The sequence below is a fragment of the Catenuloplanes niger genome (assembly GCF_031458255.1).
Classification (GTDB): Bacteria; Actinomycetota; Actinomycetes; order Mycobacteriales; family Micromonosporaceae; genus Catenuloplanes; species Catenuloplanes niger.
Window position 1 is genome coordinate 6,391,877 of record NZ_JAVDYC010000001.1, and the last position, 21,666, is coordinate 6,413,542.

The 21,666-nt window shown below is 74.0% G+C and carries 19 protein-coding genes; 7 read left to right on the forward strand and 12 right to left on the reverse strand.

The features are described 5' to 3' along the window. Nucleotides 1-5 precede the first annotated feature (5 nt). A complete protein-coding gene (locus tag J2S44_RS28420; RefSeq protein ID WP_310420150.1) occupies nt 6-1,217 on the reverse strand; it encodes an acetyl-CoA C-acetyltransferase in 1,212 nt (403 codons plus the stop codon). A 115-nt stretch (nt 1,218-1,332) separates the two neighbouring features. On the opposite strand from J2S44_RS28420, the gene J2S44_RS28425 reads away from it, so the two are divergent. After that, nucleotides 1,333-2,529, forward strand: a complete 1,197-nt coding sequence (locus tag J2S44_RS28425) for a TetR/AcrR family transcriptional regulator (protein WP_310420152.1) — start codon at nt 1,333-1,335, stop codon at nt 2,527-2,529. 159 nt (nt 2,530-2,688) lie between these two features. Continuing rightward, nucleotides 2,689-4,569: an AMP-dependent synthetase/ligase gene (locus tag J2S44_RS28430; protein WP_310420154.1), complete on the forward strand. Its 1,881-nt coding sequence runs from the start codon at nt 2,689-2,691 to the stop codon at nt 4,567-4,569. Between the two features lie 56 nt (nt 4,570-4,625). Here J2S44_RS28430 and J2S44_RS28435 read toward each other — a convergent pair whose 3' ends face one another. The 5 genes from J2S44_RS28435 to J2S44_RS28455 form a co-directional block, all read right to left on the reverse strand. Beyond that, nucleotides 4,626-5,546 (reverse strand): oxygenase MpaB family protein, encoded by a 921-nt coding sequence (locus J2S44_RS28435; protein WP_310420156.1) that lies wholly within the window; start codon nt 5,544-5,546, stop codon nt 4,626-4,628. Between the two features lie 494 nt (nt 5,547-6,040). Beyond that, the gene (locus tag J2S44_RS28440) at nt 6,041-7,222 is read right to left on the reverse strand and encodes a P1 family peptidase (RefSeq protein ID WP_310420158.1); all 1,182 of its coding nucleotides are present in this window, start codon (nt 7,220-7,222) and stop codon (nt 6,041-6,043) included. A gap of 373 nt (nt 7,223-7,595) precedes the next feature. Then, nucleotides 7,596-8,519 carry an oxygenase MpaB family protein gene (locus J2S44_RS28445; RefSeq protein ID WP_310420160.1) on the reverse strand — a complete coding sequence of 308 codons (924 nt, stop codon included), beginning with the start codon at nt 8,517-8,519 and terminating at the stop codon, nt 7,596-7,598. Between the two features lie 9 nt (nt 8,520-8,528). Then, nucleotides 8,529-9,662: an acyl-CoA dehydrogenase family protein gene (locus J2S44_RS28450; RefSeq protein ID WP_310420162.1), complete on the reverse strand. Its 1,134-nt coding sequence runs from the start codon at nt 9,660-9,662 to the stop codon at nt 8,529-8,531. A gap of 85 nt (nt 9,663-9,747) precedes the next feature. Beyond that, on the reverse strand, nt 9,748-10,812 hold the full coding sequence (locus J2S44_RS28455; protein ID WP_310420164.1) for a CaiB/BaiF CoA transferase family protein: 1,065 nt from the start codon (nt 10,810-10,812) through the stop codon (nt 9,748-9,750). A 26-nt stretch (nt 10,813-10,838) separates the two neighbouring features. Here J2S44_RS28455 and J2S44_RS28460 point away from each other — a divergent pair, with 26 nt between their 5' ends. From J2S44_RS28460 to J2S44_RS28475, 4 genes are all read left to right on the forward strand, one after another. Further along, on the forward strand, nt 10,839-11,468 hold the full coding sequence (locus tag J2S44_RS28460) for a GntR family transcriptional regulator (RefSeq protein WP_310420166.1): 630 nt from the start codon (nt 10,839-10,841) through the stop codon (nt 11,466-11,468). 96 nt (nt 11,469-11,564) lie between these two features. Then, entirely contained in the window at nt 11,565-12,686 is a 1,122-nt protein-coding gene (locus J2S44_RS28465) for an acyl-CoA dehydrogenase family protein (RefSeq protein WP_310420168.1), read from the forward strand. Nucleotides 12,687-12,743: 57 nt separating this feature from the next. Further along, nucleotides 12,744-13,436 carry a dienelactone hydrolase family protein gene (locus J2S44_RS28470; protein ID WP_310420170.1) on the forward strand — a complete coding sequence of 231 codons (693 nt, stop codon included), beginning with the start codon at nt 12,744-12,746 and terminating at the stop codon, nt 13,434-13,436. Nucleotides 13,437-13,441: 5 nt separating this feature from the next. After that, nucleotides 13,442-14,089 (forward strand): phosphoribosyltransferase, encoded by a 648-nt coding sequence (locus tag J2S44_RS28475; RefSeq protein ID WP_310420172.1) that lies wholly within the window; start codon nt 13,442-13,444, stop codon nt 14,087-14,089. A 185-nt stretch (nt 14,090-14,274) separates the two neighbouring features. On the opposite strand, the gene J2S44_RS28480 is transcribed toward J2S44_RS28475, so the two are convergent. Both J2S44_RS28480 and J2S44_RS28485 read right to left on the reverse strand, forming a co-directional pair. Further along, on the reverse strand, nt 14,275-16,200 hold the full coding sequence (locus J2S44_RS28480) for an ATP-binding protein (protein WP_310420174.1): 1,926 nt from the start codon (nt 16,198-16,200) through the stop codon (nt 14,275-14,277). Nucleotides 16,201-16,280: 80 nt separating this feature from the next. Then, nucleotides 16,281-17,114 carry a class I SAM-dependent methyltransferase gene (locus tag J2S44_RS28485; RefSeq protein ID WP_310420176.1) on the reverse strand — a complete coding sequence of 278 codons (834 nt, stop codon included), beginning with the start codon at nt 17,112-17,114 and terminating at the stop codon, nt 16,281-16,283. A 91-nt stretch (nt 17,115-17,205) separates the two neighbouring features. Between J2S44_RS28485 and J2S44_RS28490 the strand changes: the two genes are divergently transcribed. Further along, nucleotides 17,206-17,790, forward strand: a complete 585-nt coding sequence (locus J2S44_RS28490) for a DUF305 domain-containing protein (protein WP_310420179.1) — start codon at nt 17,206-17,208, stop codon at nt 17,788-17,790. 104 nt (nt 17,791-17,894) lie between these two features. Here the strand turns inward: J2S44_RS28490 and J2S44_RS28495 are convergent, their stop codons facing one another. From J2S44_RS28495 to J2S44_RS28510, 4 genes are all read right to left on the reverse strand, one after another. Continuing rightward, entirely contained in the window at nt 17,895-18,368 is a 474-nt protein-coding gene (locus J2S44_RS28495; protein WP_310420181.1) for an aminoacyl-tRNA deacylase, read from the reverse strand. A 319-nt stretch (nt 18,369-18,687) separates the two neighbouring features. Next, on the reverse strand, nt 18,688-18,954 hold the full coding sequence (locus J2S44_RS28500; RefSeq protein WP_310420183.1) for a hypothetical protein: 267 nt from the start codon (nt 18,952-18,954) through the stop codon (nt 18,688-18,690). A gap of 212 nt (nt 18,955-19,166) precedes the next feature. Then, nucleotides 19,167-20,243, reverse strand: coding sequence for a zinc-binding dehydrogenase (locus J2S44_RS28505; protein ID WP_310420185.1), 1,077 nt, complete (start codon nt 20,241-20,243; stop codon nt 19,167-19,169). Then, nucleotides 20,240-21,646 (reverse strand): aldehyde dehydrogenase family protein, encoded by a 1,407-nt coding sequence (locus J2S44_RS28510; protein WP_310420187.1) that lies wholly within the window; start codon nt 21,644-21,646, stop codon nt 20,240-20,242. The genes J2S44_RS28505 and J2S44_RS28510 overlap by 4 nt, the downstream gene beginning before the upstream one ends. Between the last annotated feature and the right edge of the window lie 20 nt (nt 21,647-21,666).

The window sequence follows — 21,666 nt, forward strand, 5'->3', positions numbered from 1 at the left end:
CTCCGTCAGAGACGCTCGACGATCGTGGCGATGCCCATGCCGCCGCCGATGCAGAGCGTGGCCAGGCCGTATCGCCCGCCGCGCCGCTCCAGCTCGTCGACGAGCGTGCCGAGGATCATCGCGCCGGTCGCACCGAGCGGGTGGCCCATGGCGATCGCCCCGCCGTTGACGTTGACGATCTCCGGGTCGAGCTTCATGTCGTCGATGTAGTGCAGGACCACGGCGGCGAACGCTTCGTTGATCTCGACCAGGTCGAGGTCGTCGACGGTCAGGCCGGCCCGGTCGAGCGCCTTGCGGGACGCCGGCGCGGGGCCGGTCAGCATGATGGTCGGGTCGGCGCCGCTGAGCGCGGCGGAGACGATGCGCGCCCGCGGGGCCATGCCGGCCGCCTCGCCCGCGGCCCGCGACCCGACCAGCACCAGCGCGGCACCGTCCACGATGCCGGACGAGTTGCCGGCGTGGTGCACGTGCTCGATGCGCTCGACCCAGTGGTATTTCTGCAGCGCCACCGCGTCGAACCCGCCCTGCGCGCCGAGCTGCGCGAACGAGGGGGTGAGCGCGCCCAGCCCGGCCAGCGTGGAGTCGGCGCGGATGTGCTCGTCGTGGTCGAGGATCAGCAGGCCGTTGCGGTCGCGCACCGGCACCACGCCGCGGCTGAACCGGCCCTCCGCCCAGGCGCGGGCCGCCCGCTCCTGGGAGCGCAGCGCGAACCGGTCGACGTCCTCGCGGGAGTATCCGTCGATGGTGGCGATCAGGTCGGCGCTGATGCCCTGCGGGACGAAGTCGGTCAGCAGGTTCGTCTCCGGGTCGAGCGCCCACGCGCCACCGTCGGAGCCCATCGGCACCCGGGACATCGACTCGACGCCACCGGCCAGCACCAGGTCCTCCCAGCCGGACCGCACCTTCTGCGCCGCGATGTTCACCGCCTCGAGCCCGGAGCCGCAGAACCGGTTGACCTGCACGCCGGCCACGACCGGCGGCAGGCCGGCCGCGAGCGCCGCGGTCTTGGCCAGGTCGGAGCCCTGGTCGCCGAGCGGGGAGACGATGCCGAGCACCACGTCGTCGATGCGCTCCGGGTCGACGCCCGGGAAGCGGCGGCGCAGCTCATCGATCAGGCCGACGACGAGTGAGATCGGTTTGACGCCGTGCAGCGCGCCGTTCTTCTTGCCCCGGCCGCGCGGCGTGCGCACCGCGTCGTAGATGAACGCCTCGCTCATCGCGCCTCCTCCTCTGCGAACCGTCGTTAACTTTCCGCCTCGTTTCGGCCAGCTGTCAAGGGATTGCGCGATCCATCGATGCGAACACGCTCTCACCGGCGGTATGCTTTCGCCGGTGCACAGCGCAGAGACGATCGAGCCGCCCCGGCGGCGGCCGAAGGACCGCAAGGACCAGATCGCCATGGTCGCGGCCGAGCTGTTCTGCGCGCGTGGCTATCACGGCGTCGGCATCGACCAGATCGCGGCCGCGGTCGGCATCAGCGGCCCCGCGGTCTACCGGCACTTCCGGGGGAAGTACGCGATCCTCGTCTACGCCACCCGCCGGCTGATCGAGCGGGTGCTGGCCGTGGTGGACGCGGACGACGCCGACCCGGCCGCCCGGCTGGACGCGCTGCTCACGGCGCTGGCGCGGATCGCGGTCGAGGGCCGCCGGGTCGGCGGCCTCTACCAGTGGGAGTGGCGCCACCTGGAGCCGGTGCACGTCGCCGAGTTCGCGGAGCAGCTGGAGACGCTGTCCCGCCGTTTCGTCGTACCGCTGCGGGCGGTTAGAAAAGATCTTGATGTGCGCGGCGCGTCGGCGCTGGTCCGGGCGATGCTCAGCGTCTTCGGCAGCCTCTCCACGCACCGCGCCGCGATCGCGCGCGGCCGGGCCGAGCAGACGCTGCACCGCGTGGGCCTGGCCGTGCTGCACGGCGAGCCCCCGGTGCCCCGCAGGCCGGGCCGGAAGCCCAGACCTGATCAGGACCCCGCGGGGGTACGGCCGGTGGCGCGCCGCGAGCTCATCCTGGCCGAAGCGATCATGCTGTTCCACCGGCACGGTTACCACGCGGTCGGGATCGACGACATCGCGTACCGGGTGGGGATCAACGCGTCCAGCGTCTACCGCGTCTTCCCCGGCAAGGCGGACATCCTGGCCGCCGCGTTCTACCGCGCGTCGGAGCGGGTGACCGAGGCGACCGCGGTCGCGCTGGACGGCGCCGCGGACGCGCCGGACGCGCTGCGCCGGCTGGTGGAGTCCTACGTGGAGCTGACGTTCGAGCGCAGCGACCTGGTCTCGGTCTACCTCGCGGAGAACAGCAACCTGCCCGGCGGTGACCGGCACGAGCTGCGCAAGGTGCAGCGGCTGCACGTGGAGGAGTGGGTGCGGCTGCTGACCGAGGTGCGCCCGGAGCTGCCGGTGCCCGAGGCGCGGGTGCTGGTGCACGCGGCGCTCAACCTGGTGACCGATCTGAGCCGGTGGGTCCGCTTCGACCGGCGGACCGGCATGGACGCCCACCTGGTCCGGCTCGCCATGGTGATTATGGACGCGTGAAGTTAATCCCGGTTCGCGCATCTCCGCAGCTCCATTGTGACCGATTGAGCAGAATCGCTTCCCTCGGAAGTTAACCGCCGTTTACAGTCTCGGCATGAACGACGCACCCCCGTCCGCCACCGCGACGCCGGTCCGCACGGCCCGGCGAAGGAGGCCGTCATGCCCCAGCCGCCCGCCCCTGACCGGAGCGACCACTCTCCCCCCGCCGACCGCGCCGCCCGCTGTGCCGGGACCGCGCGCGGTCTGACCGTTCCGCTGCTGCTGCACCGCAACGCCACCGAGTTCGGCGACCGGCCCGCGCTGACCGCGCTCGGCGCGGCCGACGGCACGCTCACCTGGTCGGCGCTGCGCGACCGGGTCACCCACGCCGCCCGTGGTCTCTGCTCGCTCGGCCTCGACACCGGCGACCGCATGCTGATCAACATGTCGAGCCGACCGGAGCACTGGATCCTCGACCTCGCCGCCGTCCACCTCGGCGCGATCCCCTCCACGGTGTACGCCACGTTGAGCCCCGACCAGCTGCGCTACCTCGCCCGGCACAGCGGCGCCGCGATCGTGGTGCTGGAGGGTGACGCCGAACTGGCCCGGTGGGCGCCGATCCTCGCCGAGGTGCCCACGATCCGGGCCGTGGTCACGGTCGCCGGCCGGGGCTCCGCCGACGGGCGCGTGGTGACGCTCGCGGAGCTGGAGTCCACCGGCGCGGCCGCGCACCGGGCCGACCCGGGCGCGTTCGAGAAACGCTGGCGCGAGGTGCCGCCCGAGGCGCCGGCCACGATGCTCTACACGTCCGGCACCACCGGTGACCCGAAGGGCGTGGTCCTCACCCACCACAACCTGGTCTACCAGTGCGTGCTCATCGAGGACACGGTGCCGACGCCCGACCACGCGCGATCGCTGGCCTACCTGCCGCTGGCGCACATCGCGGAGCGGATACTCGGCATCTACTACCCGCTCTACCGGGCCGGCCACGTCACCATCTGCCCCGACCAGAGGCAGCTGCTCGCCGCGCTGGTCGCGGTCCGGCCGATCTCGTTCTTCGGCGTGCCCCGCGTCTGGGAGAAGATGGTGGCCGGGGTGCAGGCACAGGTCGCCGCGGCCGAGGAGGCCGTCCGCGCCGCGTTCGACGCCGCCAGCACCGCGGCGCTGGAGAGCTACCGGCTGCGCGCCGCCGGCTCGCCGGTCCCGCCGGAGCTCGCCGCCCGGGTCGCCGCGCTCGACGCGGCCGTGCTCCGCCCGGTGCGCGCCCGGCTCGGGCTGGACGAGCTGGTCTGGGCGGGCAGCGGTGCCGCGCCGATCCCGGTGTCCACGTTGCTCTACCTGGCCGGTCTCGGCATCGACGTGTTCGAGGTCTGGGGCATGACCGAGACCACCGGCACCTGCACGATCAACACACCGGAGGCGTTCCGCACCGGCAGCGTCGGGCGGGTCAACCCGGGCATGGAGCTGCGCATCGCCGACGACGGGGAGATCCTGGTCCGCGGGCCGCTGATCTGTTCCGGTTACCTCACGGCCGCCGGCGGCGTCGAGCCGATCACGGACGCGGACGGCTGGCTGGCGACCGGCGACGTCGGCGTGCTCGACGACGACGGATTCCTGACGATCACCGACCGGAAGAAGGAGTTGATCATCAGCTCCGGTGGGAAGAACATCTCGCCGGCCCAGATCGAGTCGCTGCTGCGCGCCCACCCGCTGATCGGCCAGGCCGTGGCGATCGGCGACCGACGGCCGTACGTGACCGCGCTCATCGTGCTGGACGAGGAGATCGCGCCGATGTGGGCCCGCGGCAAGGGCCTGCCCGACACGTCGATCGCCGCCCTCGCCGCCGATCCGCTGCTGCACGCGGAGATCACCGCGGCGGTCGACGCGGCCAACGCCAAACTCTCCCGGCCCGAGCAGGTCAAGGCGTTCCGGATCATGCCGGCCGCGTGGACCCCCGAGTCCGGCGAGCTCACCCCGACCCTGAAACTCCGCCGCCGCGTCGTCATCGAGCAGCACACCGCGGCCATCGACGCGCTCTACGCCACCGCGTCCGACACCTGAGCCCGGCGGCGGTCACCCGTGCGGCCCGGTCCTTCCCGGGCCGCGCGGGCCGGCCGTCAACCGGCGGGAAGACGCGCCGGTGCCCGGTCGTGGCCGGCCGGCGGGTCGTGCCGTTCCCGGCGGTCGGCGCGCGCCGTCACGATCCGTGCCGCCATGCGGCCGCCTGCCGTCCGCAGCGGTGGCGGCACCAGGGCCATGGTGCCGCGGACGACGCGGGCGAAGCGGCGCAGGCGGCGCTCCTGCTCCGGCGACCAGGTGAGGCCGAGACGGTCGCGCAGCACCTCGGGCAGCGCGCCGACCAGCACCAGGTGCGCGAGCCGCCCGGCACCCGCGCCGACCGGACGCCACACGAAGGAGGGGATCACGGCCAGCGGCTTCTTCAGGTGCCGGACGCTGTCGATCACGTCCCACACGGCCTGGTTGTCCTCGAGCCGGTTCAGGACGCGCTCGTCGTAGTACGCGCGGAAGCTCGCCCAGTCCGCGGGCAGATGGTGCTCGCGCAGCCCGAGCAGCAGCCCGACCTGGCGCATGTCCGCGTAGTACTCGGCCGTCTGCGCGTCCGTCAGCGGCCGGCCGAAGGTCCGGTGCGCGTCCACGCCACCCTGGACGAGCGTCGCGTGCACCCACAGGTACGCCTCCGGGTGGAGCGCGTGATAGCGGCGGCCCTGATCGTCGACGCCCCTGATCGTCTCGTGCAGCCGGCGGAGGCGGGCGGTCTCCCGCTCGGCGCCCCGCTGCCCGCCGTAGATCACGGTGGAGAGCGACAGGTAGGTGCGGACCAGGCGCTGCCACGGCTCCTCCCGGTAGTTCGAGTGCTGCAGCACGCCCGCGCCGACCACCGGATGCGCCACCTGCAGCACCAGCAGCGGCGGCCCGAGCAGCATGTTCCGGGCATCGCCGAAGTACCGCCAGACCACCGACCCGCGCCGCGGCGCCCTGGCTTCCACCCGCATCCGCCCGCCTCCCTCCGCCGTCACCCGTCTCCTCATGCATACATCGCCGCCGTCGCACACCAACTCTCCCCCACCCACCGGCCCCGACGCACGGCGCCCGAAAAGCCTGTTCCACCGGTACGCGGCGCGAGCGAGCGGCCGACGCGGTGGCCCTGCCGAGGGCGTGAGTGGGCGCCGGCGCCGGTGGCCGGTGCCGGATGGTTCGGCGAGGGGCCGGTGCGGCTCCGCCGGCGGGCTTCGGGTGGGTGCCGGCGGCGTGCGTGGGTGCCGCGGTGCCGAATGGGCGCCGGTAGACGGCCGGTGCGGTTGCCGGAGGCAGCGGTGTGCGGCCGGTGCTGTTCGGCGCGGCGCATCGGCCGGTGCCGCCGGTCCTGGCCGGCGCGGGCACGGGTAGGTGGCCGGTGCGGCCACTGGCGGCGCCGGCGCGAGCGGGCCGCCGGTGCCGCTGGTCGAGAGCGCGATGGGGGCGTGGATCGCGGGGCGGTGGGTGGCGCCGGGCTGTGTCGCCGGCCGGGTCGTCACACCGCGGGGCCGGGCCGGGGGACCGCGGTGCGGATCGCGGTGGCGACGACCGTGATCGCGGTGGCGCGGATCGTGTCGAGGTCGTTGTCGCCGGCCGGGACGGCGGAGCCGGTGGCGAGGGCGACCACCGCGTCACCGTCGAAGCGGGTGTGTGCCGGGTGGAGCGCACGCGCCATGCCGTCGTGGCCGCTCTGGGCCAGCAGCAGGCACTCACCCTTGGTGAGCTTCGCGTCCGTGACGACCACGACGAGCGTGGTGTTCTCCCGGCCGGACGAGGCACCGAACGGCCGCGTCACGCCGCCGGTGGGCGCGCGCGTCGCGCCGCCGCCGGCCCCGTCACCGGACGGCCGCCGCGGATCGCCGGTGGGCGTGGTGCCGGGCGCCGGTGGCGGGTTGTCGGTGGGTGCGGCGTCCGACGGCGGCCGCGGATCGCCGGTGGGCGTGGTGCCGGGCGCCGGTGGCGGGTTGTCGGTGGGTGCGGCGTCCGAGGGCGGCCGCGGGGTGCCGGTGGGTGGGGTCTCGTCGTTCGGTGGTGCGGTGAGCAGGGGTGAGCCGTCCGGAGCGATGATCACGCCGAGCGCGTTGACCACGGCGAACGCGGTCACGACGGCGCCGCTGACGTCGCGCGCGGAGGCGGCGCCGAATCCGCCGGGGTCCTGGCGGCCGAGCCACCGCCCACTCATCGCGCCCGTGCCCGCACCGACCCGGCCGACCCGGATCGCCGCGGTCGCCGCACCGCCGGCATCCCCCGGCATCGCGTCGCCCCCGGCGACCGGGGCGGGGGCGGGCGGGGTGTCGAGGGCGTGGCGGAGGGCGGCGCGGCCGGCGGTGGCGTCGGGCGGGGTGGTGGCCACGGACGCGTCGAAGACGGACATGCCGATCACGATCGGGACCGGGCCGTACGCGGTGGGGAAGCCCTCGTCGCGGGCACGCAGCGCCCGCATCACGCCGTCCCCGGCGGCCAGGCCGAACGCGGAGCCGCCGGAGAGCACGACGGCGTCCACCCGGTCCACCATCCGTTCCGGGCTGAGCAGCTCGAACTCCCGGGTCGCGGGTGCGCCGCCGCGCACCTCGCCGGAGCCGACGGTGCCGGGCGGCGGCAGGATCACGGTCACGCCGGTACCGTCGCCCGTCCAGTGGCCGACGCGCACGCCGGCCGGCACCTCGACCACCGTCACGACCGACCCGTCGCCACCGGCCGCCCGCCCGTCCGACTCCGCGGAACCGGCGGCCGCCCGACCGTCCGGCTCCGCGGAACCGGCGGCCGGACGACCATCCGCCGCTGCGGAACCGGCGGCCGCCCGGGCGTCTGCCGCCGCGGAACCGGTGGCCGGACGTTCATCCAGCGCCGCGGAACCGGCGGCCGGACGTGCGTCCGGCGCCGCGGATTCGGCGGCCCGAGGTCCATCCGGTGCGGCGGAGGCCGCAGCCGGGCGTCCGTGCGGCGTCGTGGGAGCGGGTGCCGGATCGGCGGTGGGCGGGTGGACGTCCGGTGCGGGGGCGTCGGGGCTGGTACCCATCCGGCGATGGTATGCCGGTCTGATACGCCGGTCAGCCGCCCGGTGTCTCCGGGCTCGGCCGGGACGGTGTCGCGCGCCGGCAGTGCGCCGGGACGTCCGGGCCGGGTGGCGGCGCGCCGAGGTCCGCCGGGTGGTATCCGGCCGGATATCCCGGGTACGTCCGGTTGCCCGGCATCCGGGCCAGCGCCGACTCCGTGCGTGCCGGGAAGAACCGGAGCGCGTACGCCCGCCCGTGCAGCGCGGCGCGCACGGCCGCGCCCAGCAGCGGCGGCGCCGGCCGCATGCCGAACGCGCGCAGCATCTCCGGTGACAGCAGGCTGCGCACCCCGGCCCGGGCGGCCGGCCGCAGCGGGGCCGGGAACCAGCTCGCGAACAGCGCGATCGTGTGGTCGCCGATCTCCCGGTTGCTCGCCGCGAAGACGAAGTGGCTCTCCTCGTACCGTTGCTTGAAGGTCTTGAACTCGTCGAACGTGCCGGGGATGTCGCGGATGCCCATGCGCGTGCCGACCGCGCGGTAGTAGTGGTAGGCCGCGAGTTTCTCGTGCGGGTGCAGCGGCCGCCAGCCGTAGGCGGAGATCCAGTCGATCGGGTCGTGGACGAACGTGGACAGTACGTACCGCATGTCGTCGTTCGAGATGGCGTAGTGGCCGTGCGCGCGGTTGATGACCCGCAGCGCGGACCGGCCGCGCGGCGAGTCGTACCCGTGCGCGGCGATCTCCGCCATCAGCAGTGCCGTGTCGTCGTACCGTTTCTGCGGTCGCCGCCGGAATTCGCCGGTGGCGGCGAGCAGCGCGGAGATCGAGGGTACGCAGTACGTGCGGAACAGCGCGAACTCCAGCGCCCGCGTGTAGTCCCAGGGGAATTCGAATCCGGCGGAGATGCGGTGGATCTCGACGTGGTCGCGGACCGGATCGAGGCGCGCGATCCGGTGCAGCCAGCGGTGCCGATCGCGCATGACAGCCCCCTACAGTCCCAGCGACCGGCCGATGACCTCTTTCATGATCTCGGTCGTGCCGCCGTAGATGGTCTGGACGCGCGAGTCGAGGAAGGCCCGGGCGACCGGGTACTCGCGCATGTATCCGTACCCTCCGTGCAACTGCAGACAGCGGTCGACGACACGCTGCTGGAGTTCGGTGGTCCACCATTTCGCCATCGCGGCGTCGACGGCGCTCAGGTCCGGCGTGACCAGGCAGCGGTCGACGAAGACGCGGCCGAGTCGCAGTTCGGTGGCGAGCTCCGCGAGCAGGAAGCGGCTGTGCTGGAACCGCCCGATCGGCCGGCCGAACGCCTCGCGTTCCCGGCAGTGGTCCAGCGTGATCCGGAAGATCTCCTCGGCCGCGGCCATGGCAGCGACCGCGATCGAGAGGCGTTCCGCGGGCAGGTTCCGCATCAGGTACGCGAATCCCATGCCGGGCTCGCCGAGCACGTTGGCCGCGGGCACCCGGACGTCCTGGAAGAACAGTTCCGCGGTGTCCTGCGCGTGCTGGCCGATCTTGTCGAGCGTGCGCCCGCGGGTGAAACCGTCCATGCCGCGCTCGACCACGAGCAGGCTGATCCCGTGGCTGCCGGCCGCCGGGTCGGTGCGCGCGGCCACGATCACCAGGTCGGAGATGATGCCGTTGCTGATGAACGTCTTCTGCCCGTTGAGGATCCAGTCGTCGCCGTCCCGGACCGCGGTGGTGCGCATGCCCTGCAGGTCGCTGCCCGCGTCCGGCTCGGTCATCGCGATCGCCGTGATGAGCTCGCCGGTGCAGAAGCCGGGCAGCCAGCGTTGCTTCTGCTCCTCCGTGGCCAGCGCCGTCAGGTAGGGCCCGACGATGTCGTTGTGCAGCGGGAACGCCGGCCCGGTCGCGCCGGCGCGGGCCAGTTCCTCGGCCAGGATCGCGTGGTACCGGAGGTCGGCCACGTCCGCGCCGCCGTACGCGGCGGGCACGAAGAAGCCGAGCAGCCCGGCCCGCCCGGCCGCGGTCCACACCGCACGGTCGACGATCCGGGCCTGTTCCCAGCGCGCGTGGTGCGGCGCGATCTCCTTGGCCACGAACGTCGACACCAGCGACCGGAACGCGTCGTGGTCCTCCGTGAAAATGTCGCGCTTCACGACATCATCTCCTTCACCTGCGCGATCAGCGTGTCCGTGGGGTGGTGCGGTCCGCCCGCGTGGACCGGTGGCGTCCCGGCCCGCATCACGCCTCCCACTCGGCCAGCACGTCGCCGGCGTCCGCGCCGGGCAGCGCGGGCGGCCGGCCGAGCGACGCCGGGGTGGCGGAGAAACGCGGCGCCGGGGCCGGCTGCACCACGCCGTCCCGGTCGACGAACGTGCCCCGGGCCACCAGGTGCGGGTCCCGGGTGGCCTCGCGGAGGGACAGCACCGGCGCCACGCACGCGTCGCTGCCCGCGAAGACCTTCACCCATTCCTCCCGGGTACGGCCGGCGAACGCCGTTGCGATGTCGGCGCGCAGGTCGGGGCCGTCGGACACGCCCAGCAGCCGGACGAACTCCGCGAAGAACGCCGGTTCCAGCGCGCCGACCGCCATGTGACCGCCGTCCGCGGTGCGGTAGACGTCGTACTGCGGCGCGCCGGTGTCCAGCAGGTTCACGCCGCGCTCGTCCCGCCAGGCACCGGCCGCGAGCAGCCCGTGCAGCAGCGTGGTCAGGTGCGCCGCGCCGTCGACGACGGCCGCGTCCACCACCTGGCCGCGCCCGGACCGCAGTGCCGCGAGCACGCCGACGACCAGGTAGAGCGAGCCGCCCGCGAAGTCGCCGAGCAGGTTGACCGGCACCTGCGGCGGCCCGCCGGCCCGGCCGATCGGGTGCAGCGCGCCGGACAGCGCCAGGTAGCCGATGTCGTGCCCGGCCGTGTGCGCGAGCGGCCCGTCCTGCCCCCACCCGGTCATCCGGCCGTAGACCAGCAGCGGGTTGCGCGCCAGCACCGGGTCCGGCCCGACGCCGAGCCGTTCCGCGACGCCCGGTCGCCAGCCCTCGATCAGCACGTCCGCGCGCGCGGCCAGCGTCAGCACCAGGTCCACGCCGGCCGGTGTCTTCAGGTCCGCGACCACCGAGCGTTTGCCGCGGTTGAGCAGGTCGCGGGCCGGGTCGACGGAGAGCGGCGAGCCGGGTCCGGGGCGGTCGACGCGCACCACGTCCGCGCCGAGGTCGGCCAGCAGCATCGCGGCGAACGGCGCCGGTCCGATCCCGGCCAGTTCCACCACCCTGAGCCCGTGCAACGGTCCGGCCACGCGTACCCCCATATAGTGATATTTGGTAATGTAAGCGGATGCTGGCTGAGGAAGTGGCGACCGCGCTGCGCGCCCGGATCATGTCCGGTGAGCTGCGGCCCGGCGACCGGATCCGCCTCGAGGAGGTCGCCGCGCAGCTCGGCGTCAGCATCACGCCGGTCCGCGAGGCGCTGCTGCACCTGCGCGGCGAGGACATGGTGGAGCTGGAGCCGCGCAAGGGCTACGTGGTCGCGCCGCTGTCCCGGCAGGACATCCGCGACGTCTTCGCGCTGCAGGGCGAGATCGCCGGTGAGCTGGCCGCGCGCGTCGCGGGCCGGATCACCGACGGGCAGCTGGCGCAGCTGAGCCTGATGGACCGCGCGCTGGCCCGCACCCGCCGGGCCGACGAGGTCGAGACGCGCGAGTTCGACTTCCACCGCGCGGTGAACCGGATCGCGGAGGCGCGCAAGCTCAGCTGGTTCCTGCACACGGCGACGCGATACACGCCGGCCCGCTTCTACTCCGCGGACCCGGGCTGGCGGGCCGGCATGCGCACCGATCACGAGGCGTTGCTGGCCGCGTTCGCCGCACGCGACCCGGAGGCGGCCCGCACGGTGATGCGCCGGCACTTCGTCGACGGCGCGGACCGGCTGGTCAAGCACCTGGACGAGCTCGGCATCTGGTCCTGACATGCCTCTCCCAACAGGGGAAACGTACCCCTGGATTTGATATTTGATATGCTACGTTCGTTGTCAATCCCCTGGTGGTGGCGGAAGGGACTGGCAATGAACATCGATCTGGTGGAGCTGAGCGAGGAGCGGGAGGCGTTCGCCGGGGCGATCCGCGCGTTCTGCCGCCGGGAGGCCGGCACCCGGGCCCGCCGCGACGAGCTGACCGGCAGCGGCGCGCACGCCCACAACCAGGAGCTCTACGAGCGGATCGCGCGCCTCGGCTGGCTCGGCGCCGGCGGCATGGCCGACGCGTGCGTGTTCCTGGAGGAGACGACGTACGGCATGCTGCCGATCGGCGGCTACACCACGTCGCTGATCGTCGCCGGTGCGGTCGAGCGGTTCGGCACCGACGCGCAGCGGCGGCGGATCCGGTCCGGGCTGGAGGGTGGCCGCACGTTCTCGATCTCGATGTCCGAGCCGGACGCGGGCTCCGACGTCGCCGCGCTCGCCTGCAAGGCGATCCCGGACGGCGACGGCTGGGTGATCGACGGCCAGAAGACCTGGTGCTCCAACGCCCACTTCGCGGACACCGTGCTGCTGGTCGCGCGCACCGGCGGCGCGCCGGGCGACCACGACGGGCTCACCATGTTCCTGGTCCCGGCGGACGCGCCCGGCCTGCGGATCAGCGGCATCGACACGATGGGCGGCCGCGAGGTCAACGACCTGTGGTTCACCGGCGTGCGGGTCGGGGCGGACGCCGTGGTCGGCACGCCCGGCGCCGCGTGGAAGCAGCTGATGGCCGGGCTCAACGTCGAGCGCCTGATCCTGGCCGCGGTCATGCTCGGCACCGCCCGCCGCGCATTCGACGACGTCCTGGCGTACGTTCGGGAGCGCACGCAGTTCGGCCGGCCGATCGGCAGCTTCCAGGTGCTCCGCCACCGGATCGCCGACCTGGCCACCGAGATCGAGTGCACCCGCCTGCTGGTCCACCGCACCGCCGCGCTGGTCGACCGCGATCCCGCGCGCGTGCTGCCCCGCCAGTCGTCGATGGCGAAGCTCAAGGCCACCGAGGTCGCCCGCCGGGTCGCGCTGGACGGCATGCAGATGATGGGCGGGTACGGGTACGCCACCGAGTTCGACATGGAGCGCCACGTCCGCGCCGCGCTGGTCTCCACGGTCTACGGCGGCACCAGCGAGATCCAGCGCGACATCATCGGCAAAACCTACGGGCTTTGACGTTTATCCCCACAACCCCCGGGTACGCCTGCGTATCCGCTGGTCAGGGGGTTGGTCATGGGTCTGCAGACGCTCGCCACGGGAATCGACACGGCCGGGGTGCGCCTCGCCGCCGACATCGTGATGCCGGCCGAGGCGATCGGCGTGGTGCTGTTCGCGCACGGCAGCGGCAGCTCCCGGCACAGCCCGCGCAACACGGTCGTCGCGGACGAGCTGCACCGCCACCGGCTCGGCACCATCCTGCCCGACCTGCTCACCTGGGACGAGGCGGCCGCGGACGCACGCGACCGCCACCTGCGCTTCGACATCGGGCTGCTCGCCGACCGGCTGATCGGCGTGATCGACTGGATCTGCGCGCAGGACTGGCGCCGAGGCCAGCCCGACCAGGGCAAGCACGAGCCGAACGTACCGCCGGCGATCGGGCTCTTCGGCGCCAGCACCGGTGCCGGTGCCGCGCTCGTGGCCGCGGCCGCCCGCCGCGACGTGGTCCGCGCGGTCGTCTCCCGCGGCGGCCGCCCCGACCTGGCCGGTCCCGCGCTGGTCGAGGTGGCCGCGCCGACGCTGCTCGTGGTGGGCGAGCACGACCCCGAGGTGATGGCGCTCAACCGGGACGCCCGCGCGCAGCTGACCACGCTCTCCGACCTGCTGATGATCCCCGGCGCCACCCATCTCTTCGAGGAGGAGGGCACGCTGGAGCAGGTCTCGTCGGCCGCCGCGGCCTGGTTCGCCGACCACCTGCGGAAGGGCTGACGCCCATGCGGTTCACCGACCGCGCCGACGCCGCCCGCCGGCTCGCCGGCGCGGTCGCCGAGCACCTCGCGACGCTGCCACCGGGCCGTCCACTCGTGCTGGGACTCCCGCGTGGCGGCGTACCGATGGCCGCGCTCATCGCCCGGCACGTCGGCGGCGATCTCGACATCACGGTCGCCCGCAAGATCGGCGCACCGGGCCACCCCGAGTTCGGCATCGGCGCCGTCGCCGCCTCCGGCGACCCGATCTTCGATCCGCGCTCGCTCGACCGCCTCGGGCTCACCCCGGCCGACCTGGCACCGGACGTGGGGCGGGAACGCGCCGAGGCCCGCCGCCGCCTCGTCGAGTACCGCGGTACCCGGCCGTCCCCGCGGGTCGGCGGCCGCGTCGTGATCGTGGTCGACGACGGGCTGGCCACCGGCGTCACCGCGCGCGCCGCGGTCCGGGCGCTGCGCGCGGACCGCCCGGCCCACCTCGCGCTCGCCGTGCCGGTCTGCACGCCCGAGGCCCGCGACCTGCTCGCCGCCGAGACCGACGCGGTGCTCTGCCTGCACTGCCCGGCCGACTTCCGGGCGGTCGGGGCGTACTACGACGACTTCGCGCAGCTGACCGACGCGGACGTGCACACCGCGCTCTCCACGGCCGCGGGCTGACGGCCGCGCGCCGCGCCGGGCTCCCGAGCGCGTGGCGCGCGGGGCTGCCGGGCGCGCGGGGCTGCCGGGCGCGCGGGGCTGCCGGGCGCGCGGGGCTGCCGGGCGCGCGGGGTTGCCGGGCGCGCGGGGCCGGCGCCGGTGGGTTCCGGTGCGGCTGCGCGTGCGGGGTCCGGCGGCGGATCCGGTCAGATCAGCGCCGGCGTGAGCGCGACCGGGAGGCTGATCGTGACGTGGGTGCCCTGGTCGAGCTCGGAGACCAGGGTGATGTCGCCGCCGTGGCCCTCGACGATGCTGCGGGTGATGGCGAGGCCCAGGCCGGAGCCCTGGATCGCCTGCTCGCTCGCGTTCGCGGCGCGGTAGAAGCGGCGGAACAGGTTCGCCTGGTCCTCGCGGGGGATGCCCATGCCGGTGTCGCTGATGGTGATCTCGACGTGGTCGGGGCGGCCGCTCGGGACGGCGCACCGGATCGTCACGTGACCGGGCCCGGGGGTGAACTTGATGGCGTTGGAGAGCAGGTGCAGCAGCGCGCGTTCGAGCAGCTCCGGGTCGCCGGCCACGTGCGCGTCCCGGGCGCGGTTGTCGACGGTGAAGGACAGGTTCGCGGCGGTGGCCGCCGGCGCGAGTGAGGTGGTGGCCAGATCGACGACGCTGGCGATGCGGACCGGGCGCTTCTCCAGCTCCGAGCTGGCCGCCTCCACCTGGGAGAGCGTGAGCAGGTCGTCGACCAGGTTGAGCAGGCGCCGGGCGTTGCGGTCGACCACGCCGAGCATGCGCTGCTGGGCGGGCGGGATCGCGGTCATGTCGTCCTGGATCGCCTCCAGGTAGCCCTGGATGCTGGTCAGTGGCGTCCGCAGCTCGTGCGAGATGGTGGAGACGAACTCGTCCTTGTGCCGGTCGAGCGCCTGCAGTTCGGCCACCACCGCGCGCTGCTGCGCGTGGAGTGCGGCGTGGTGCAGCGCCCGGTTGAGGTCCTCCACGACCAGGTCGAGCAGCTGCCGGTCGTCGTCGGTGGTCGCCCGGCGCGGGTCCAGCTCCACGGTCAGCACGCCACGGGCCTCGTCGGTGACGCCGACCTGACGGCTCAGATCCGTGCCGGGTGCGGCCCGGTCGAGCAGCATCGGCTCCAGTCCGGGCCGGTGCCACTGCGCCGCGCGCGGCGCCCGGCCGCCGAGCCGGATCCAGACCCGGTCGGCGTGCATGGCGGTGCCGAGGCGGTCCACGACCTCCTGCAGGATCACGTCGGTCTCCAGCGCGTCACCGATCGCGCCGCCGATCGCCCGGGCCAGCGCGCGGGTCTCCAGCTGCTGCTGTTGCAGGCGGCGCAACCGGTCGCTCTCCTCGGCGAGCGTGTTCAGCGACAGGCCGGCCTCGCGCAGCTCGGCCGGGCCGGACACCCGGACGCGGGCGCCGTGCTCGGCCGCGGCCAGCCGGCGCAGCGTGCGGGTCAGGTGGGACAGCGGCATGCCGACGCCGCGCACCACGCGGACCGCCATGACCAGCACGAAACCGACGCTGACCAGGGTCAGTACGATCGTGGTGGCCTCCGCGAGCGGCACCAGCCGGCTGATCGAGCGGACCACCTGAGCCTGCTTGTTCGTCAGCCACACCTCGGCCTCGCGGTGCGCGGCGCGGAACCGGTCGGACCACTGCTTGCCGACCGCGTCCCAGGCCGTGCTCACGGCCGCGGGGCCGCCGGGTCCGGCCGCGATCGGCGCGGCGAACTCGGTGAGCCACCGTTCGCCCAGCACACGCTCGGTCTCCAGCAGCCGGCGCAGCGTCGGGTCGTCGGTGTGGCTCAGCGCGTCGTCCAGCGCGGGCGCGAACTCGGCCGAGCCCCGGTGGTACGCGTCCAGGAAGCGCGCGTCCGCGGTCAGCTGGTAGCCACGGATGCCGGTCTCCGCGTCGGTCAGCGCCTGCAGCGCGCGGGTGTTCGCGGCGCCGGCCGGGTAGATCGTCTCGGTGAGGACGCGCGCGGACGCGGTCAGGTGACCGATCATGGCCCACCGCACGACGCCGGCGACCACGAGCAGCACGGTCAGGACGGTGAAGCCGACGATGAGCTGCCGGACCGCGGAACCACGCGGAGCATCACGCCACCATGCTGCGCGCATCTCTCTCCAGTCGTCGCGGTTCCCTGCGGATCCATACGGCGGCCGGGCACCGAACCTGAGTTTTTGCGCTTCCGGCGGCGTCAGCCCGCGAGCGCCTGCAACGTGTACGTCAGCGGCAGCCGCTCCGGCCGGTCAGTGAGCCGCCACTCGCCGATCGAGTCGTCGTGGTGCATCCTGCCGGGCAGCGCCTCCCACGGTACGGAGTCGTGCTCGACCAGCCCGGTGATCCGCATCCCGGCGTCCAGCACCGCGGTCACGATCTCGCCCAGGCCGTGGTTCCAGCTGTGCGTGACCGTGTTCGTCAGCGTCCGCCCGCCGGTCTCGACGTAGGTCGCCGCCTCCTCCCAGACCAGCGGCTCCGCCGTCTCGAAGTAGGGCAGCTCGACCGCGAGCCCCGGTCCCTCGATCCGTTCGTCGATCGCCCACAGCATCGGGTGCCCCTCGCGGATGAACAGCCGGCCGCCCGGCCGTAGCAGCCCGGCCACGGTGCGCGCCCAGCGCCGGATGTCGGGCAGCCAGCCGATCGCCCCGATCCCGGTGTAGACCAGGTCGAACCGGGCGCCGCCGAGCGCGTCGACCGCGCCGTAGACGTCGGACTCCACGAACTCCACCGGGACGCCCGCGCCCGCCGCGACCCGCCGCGCCTCGGCCAGCGACGCGGGGGAGAAGTCCAGGCCGGTCATCCGGGCGCCGAGCCGGGCGAGCGAGACGGTGTCCGTGCCGATGTGGCACTGCAGGTGCACCGCGTCCAGCCCGCTGATGTCGCCGAGCCGGGGCCGGTCGAACCGGACGACGTCGCTCAGGTACGCCGGGTCCTCCGCGAACCGGTCGACGCGGTAGCCGGGCGCGGCCACGTGCAGGCCCGCGCGCTCGTCCCAGTTCCGCCGGTTGATGTCGAGATAGTCACCGCTCACGGCGGAAGGCTAGCGTCCGGGCGGTCTGGTCCTCGACCGTAATTCGCAGTAGGTTGACATGCTCCGGGACCGCTCGCCAGACTGTGCCCCGATGAGAGCGCTCTCTATGGCGCCGTGGACGGCGCTCGTCGTACCGGTGCTGGCTCTTGCCGTGGGATGTTCCGGTCCGGCGCCCGAGACGGCCCCGTTGCCGCCACCGAGCGTGGCGGCAACGGCCGCGACCACCTTCAACGGTACGGACGTGGCCTGGATCCAGCTGATGATCCCGATGACCGAGCAGCTGGTGCCGCTGCTGGAGATCGGGGCCGAGCGCGCCGGGGAGCAGCCGCTGCGTGACCTCGCGGCCCGGCTGCGCGACACGCACCGCGCCGAGGCGGGCGAGCTGCGCGCGCTGCTGGCCCGCACCGGGCTGCCGGACGTGAACCCGCACGAGGGCCACAACATGCCCGGCATGGTCACGCCGGATGAGGTCACCGCGCTGTCCCAGGCGCGGGGCGCCGCGTTCGACGAGGGCTTCACCACGTCGCTGCGCGACTATCTGGCCCAGGTCGCGATGGTCTCCGGCAGCGAGAGCGAGGTCGGCGCGGACCCGCAGACCACCGCGCTCGCCGCCCGCATCGCGGCGGACCGAGAGAAGGACCTGGCCGCACTGGACACCGCCGCCCAGGCGTCCTGATCCCGGCGTGGTCCGGCCCGGCGGCGACGTCACCGGTGCGCGGACGGCGGTGCGGCGCCGGCGCGGCGACGTGGCCGGCGTCCGGACGGCGGGCCGGCGACGGTTCAGCGGGCCGGTTCGGGATCGGTGACGTCGGCGACGGTGGCGGTCAGCGCCGCGATCGCGTCGTCCGCGGCCAGCGTGAGCCCGGTGCCGTGGGCGCCGCCGCCGAGCGAGATCCGGCGGCCCACGATCCGCTCGTCCGCGATCACCGGCCAGGCCGTGGTGGCGCCGAACGGCGTGATGGTGCCGCGCTCGTACCCGGTGGCGTCCTTCGCGGTCGCGGCGTCCGGCATGGAGAGGCGGTTGACGCCGAGCAGCGTGCGCAGCTTCGGCCAGGAGATCACCCGGCCGCCCGGCACCAGCACGAACAGGTAGTCGTCGTCGCCGCGCCGGACCACGATCGTCTTCACCAGGTCGTGCACCTCGACGTGGCGCGCGACCGCGGCCTCCGCCAGGCTCCGGACCGGTCCGTGCGTGACGACCTCGTGTGCGATGCCGGCGGCGGCGACCGCGCGTACGGCTGGGGTGTCGCTCATGACGAAGATCAAACCATTGATGCGACGGTACGGTTCCCGGCAGTGGCGGATGTCGCCATCCGGAACCTGACCCGCGTCGCCGGCGTCTTTCCTGGTGCCGGTCGAGCCGGACCGGCCACGGAATCGAGGGGGCGGAATGCAGCCGTACGCAGATGCGCCGGAGAGCCGTACGTGGCGGGCACCGGTGGTGCCCGCGCGGCGCGACGGCGAGATGCCGTCCGTGGGGATCAATCCCCGCCCGGCGAAGCGGAAGGGTCGCGAGCGGTCGTGAGACGAGCCCGGCCCTCGGCGCCGTGACCGGCCCGAGGGCGCCGGGCTCTCATCGTGCGATCGCCGGCGCCTGACGTAGCGCGGTGATCTCCGGATAGGCCACCGCGAGCGTGTCGCGCACCCAGAGCATCCGCCGGACGGCGGTCTCCGGATCGTCGCCGAACTCGGCCGCCATCACGGCGGCACACCCCTCACTGCCCAGGCGCAGGATCATCCGGGTCACTTCGGCCTGGACCACCTGGCAGGTGGGGCGCTGCGACGGCTGCAGGTGGGAGACGAAGAGCGCCTCCGCAGCCAGATCGTCAACTGTTGTCATCACCATGTCCCCGCTGCTAGCTCCATCTTCTTCTAACGTAGCACTGTTGTGATCTACCTAACTCCCAACTACGCACCGCATCGGCGGACAGTGCGTGCGTCGACCGGTTCCTCGCCCATCGCCCGAACGGTCATATCCCGAAATAGTCGGGAAAAACCAGTGCTGATGGGAATTTCGGACAGTGGACTGCCGGGTGCGTTTTTTGGACAGGGCTACAGCGTGACCACGGTGCGGGCGCCCTCGCCGCGGCTCATCCGGGCGAACGCCGCGGGCGCGTCGTCCAGCGTGGCGTGATGGGTGACGAGCGGGCGCAGGTCCAGGGAACCGTCCAGCACCGCGGCCGCCAACCGGGGGATCTCCACGTCGAAGTCGGCCGAGCCGTAGACGCAGCCGCGCAGCGTCCGGCCGGAGTGGAACAGTTCCAGCGCGGAGAGTTCCACGATGTCCGACCGCGCGCCCATGCCGACCACGACCACCCGGCCGCCCCGGCGCGCACCGCGGTAGGCGGCCCGGATCGTCGCGGCCCGCCCCACGCACTCGACCACCACGTCCGCGCCGCGCCCGCCGGTCAGCCCGCGCAGCGCCCTGCTCAGCGTGTCGTCCGAGAGCAGGAAGTCCGTCGCGCCCGCGGCCAGCGCCAGCTTCTCCTTCTCGGGCGACACGTCGATCGCCACGATCGGCCCGGCCCCGGCCGCGCGCGCGGCGCCGACCACGGACAGGCCCACGCCGCCCAGGCCGAGCACCGCCACGGACTCGCCGGGCCGCACGCCCGCGGTGTTGCGCACCGCGCCGAAGCCGGTCAGCACCGCGCAGCCGAGCAGCGCCGCGTCCGCGAACGACAGCGCGTCCGGCACCGGCACGGCGGCCCGCGCGGGGATCACCACGCGCGTGGCCAGCGCGCCCAGTCCCAGCGTGACGTGCAGCGGCGTGCCGTCCGGCAGGGTGCCGCGCGGGGTGGACGGGGCACCCGCGTTCTCGCACAGCCAGGGCTCGCCGTGGGTGCAGTGCCAGCACGCCCGGCACGGCGGCGCCCAGTTCAGCACCACCCGGTCGCCGGCGCGCATGCGTTCCACGCCCGGGCCGGCCGCGACCACCGTTCCGGCCGCCTCGTGGCCGAGGACCAGCGGGAACGACGGCGCGAGCGTGCCGTTGACCATGGACAGGTCGGAGTGGCAGACGCCGGCCGCGCCGATCTCCACCTCGATCTCACCCGGGCCGGGCGGATCGAGGCGGAACTCTTCCACGGTCAGCTCGGCGCCGCGCGCGACCAGGCCGCGGGCCGCGATCACCGCTGGATGGCCTTCGTCTCGAGGAACTCGGCCAGGCCGTGCGGGCCGAGCTCGCGGCCGAGGCCGGAGCGCTTGTAACCGCCGAACGGGGCGAGCGGGTTGAACCGGCCGCCGTTGATGTCGACCTGCCCGGTGCGCATCCGCCGGGCGACCCGCAGCGCGCGTTCCTCGTCACCGGACCAGACGCCGCCGGCCAGCCCGTACCGCGAGTTGTTCGCGATCGCGACCGCCTCGTCGTCGTCCGCGAACGGGATGATCGACAGCACCGGGCCGAAGATCTCCTCCTGGGCCACGGTCGCGTCCGGTGTCACGTCGGCCAGCACGGTCGGCGCCACGAAGTGGCCGGTCGGCGGGACGGTCGCGTCGAGCCCGCCGGTGGTGAGCCGGGCGCCCTCGGCGAGCCCCTTCGCCACGTACCCCCGGACCCGGTCCTTCTGGTTGCGGGAACTGAGCGGCCCGAGCCGCGTGCCCTCGGCGAAGGGGTCGCCGAGCGGATATCCGGCGGCGGTCGCGGTGGCCAGCTCGATCGCGGCCGGGTAGAGCGAGCGGTGCACGAGCATGCGCGTCCAGGCGGTGCAGGTCTGGCCGGAGTTGAGGAACGCGTTGCCGACGCCGACCTTGACCGCCCTCGTCAGGTCCGCGTCGGAGAGGATCACGTTCGCCGACTTGCCGCCCAGCTCCAGCGCCACCCGGGCGATCCGGTCCGCGGCCAGGTGGCTGATCCGGGCGCCGACCGCGGTCGAGCCGGTGAACGAGACCATGTCCACGTCCGGGTGGGCCGCGATCGCCTCGCCGACCACCGGGCCGGTGCCGGTGACCAGGTTGACCACGCCCGGCGGCAGGCCGGCCGCGTCGATCGCGTCGAAGAGCAGGTACGCCACCAGCGGGGTGACCTCGCTCGGTTTGAGCACCACGGTGCAGCCGGCGGCCAGCGCGGGCGCGAGCTTGGCCACCACCTGGTGCAACGGATAGTTCCACGGGGTGATCGCGCCGACCACGCCGATCGGCTCGCGGACCACGGTGGAGTTGCCGATCGTCTCCTCCGGCAGCGCTCGCGCGGCGAGATCCGCGAAACTGCGCAGCACGGCCAGCGGCAGCCCGGCCTGCACCGCGGTCGCCACCTTCATCGGCGTGCCGAGCTCGCGCGCGACCGTGCGGGCGATCTCGTCGGCCCGGCCGGCCAGCACGGTGTGCAGCTTGTCCAGGTGGGCGGCGCGCTCGGCCGGGTCCGCGGCCGACCAGGCCGGGAACGCGCGCCGGGCCGCGGCCACCGCGCGGTCGACGTCCTCGGCGGTGCCGGCCGGGACGTGGTCGATGATCGTCTCGTGGGTCGGGTCCTCGACCGGGATCGTGTCCCGGCCGGCCGGTGCGACCCAGGCGCCGTCGATGTAGAAGCGGTCCATGGTGTGCCCCTTCGTCGGTG

Bases quoted from the DNA above. Each gene is read 5' to 3' on its own strand.
- J2S44_RS28420 (WP_310420150.1), bottom strand. From the start codon at position 1,217: ATGAGCGAGGCGTTCATCTACGACGCGGTGCGCACGCCGCGCGGCCGG.
- J2S44_RS28430 (WP_310420154.1), top strand. From the start codon at position 2,689: ATGCCCCAGCCGCCCGCCCCTGACCGGAGCGACCACTCTCCCCCCGCC.
- J2S44_RS28445 (WP_310420160.1), bottom strand. From the start codon at position 8,519: ATGCGCGATCGGCACCGCTGGCTGCACCGGATCGCGCGCCTCGATCCG.
- J2S44_RS28455 (WP_310420164.1), bottom strand. From the start codon at position 10,812: ATGGGGGTACGCGTGGCCGGACCGTTGCACGGGCTCAGGGTGGTGGAA.
- J2S44_RS28460 (WP_310420166.1), top strand. From the start codon at position 10,839: ATGCTGGCTGAGGAAGTGGCGACCGCGCTGCGCGCCCGGATCATGTCC.
- J2S44_RS28465 (WP_310420168.1), top strand. From the start codon at position 11,565: ATGAACATCGATCTGGTGGAGCTGAGCGAGGAGCGGGAGGCGTTCGCC.
- J2S44_RS28470 (WP_310420170.1), top strand. From the start codon at position 12,744: ATGGGTCTGCAGACGCTCGCCACGGGAATCGACACGGCCGGGGTGCGC.
- J2S44_RS28475 (WP_310420172.1), top strand. From the start codon at position 13,442: ATGCGGTTCACCGACCGCGCCGACGCCGCCCGCCGGCTCGCCGGCGCG.
- J2S44_RS28480 (WP_310420174.1), bottom strand. From the start codon at position 16,200: ATGCGCGCAGCATGGTGGCGTGATGCTCCGCGTGGTTCCGCGGTCCGG.
- J2S44_RS28490 (WP_310420179.1), top strand. From the start codon at position 17,206: ATGAGAGCGCTCTCTATGGCGCCGTGGACGGCGCTCGTCGTACCGGTG.
- J2S44_RS28495 (WP_310420181.1), bottom strand. From the start codon at position 18,368: ATGAGCGACACCCCAGCCGTACGCGCGGTCGCCGCCGCCGGCATCGCA.
- J2S44_RS28500 (WP_310420183.1), bottom strand. From the start codon at position 18,954: ATGACAACAGTTGACGATCTGGCTGCGGAGGCGCTCTTCGTCTCCCAC.
- J2S44_RS28510 (WP_310420187.1), bottom strand. From the start codon at position 21,646: ATGGACCGCTTCTACATCGACGGCGCCTGGGTCGCACCGGCCGGCCGG.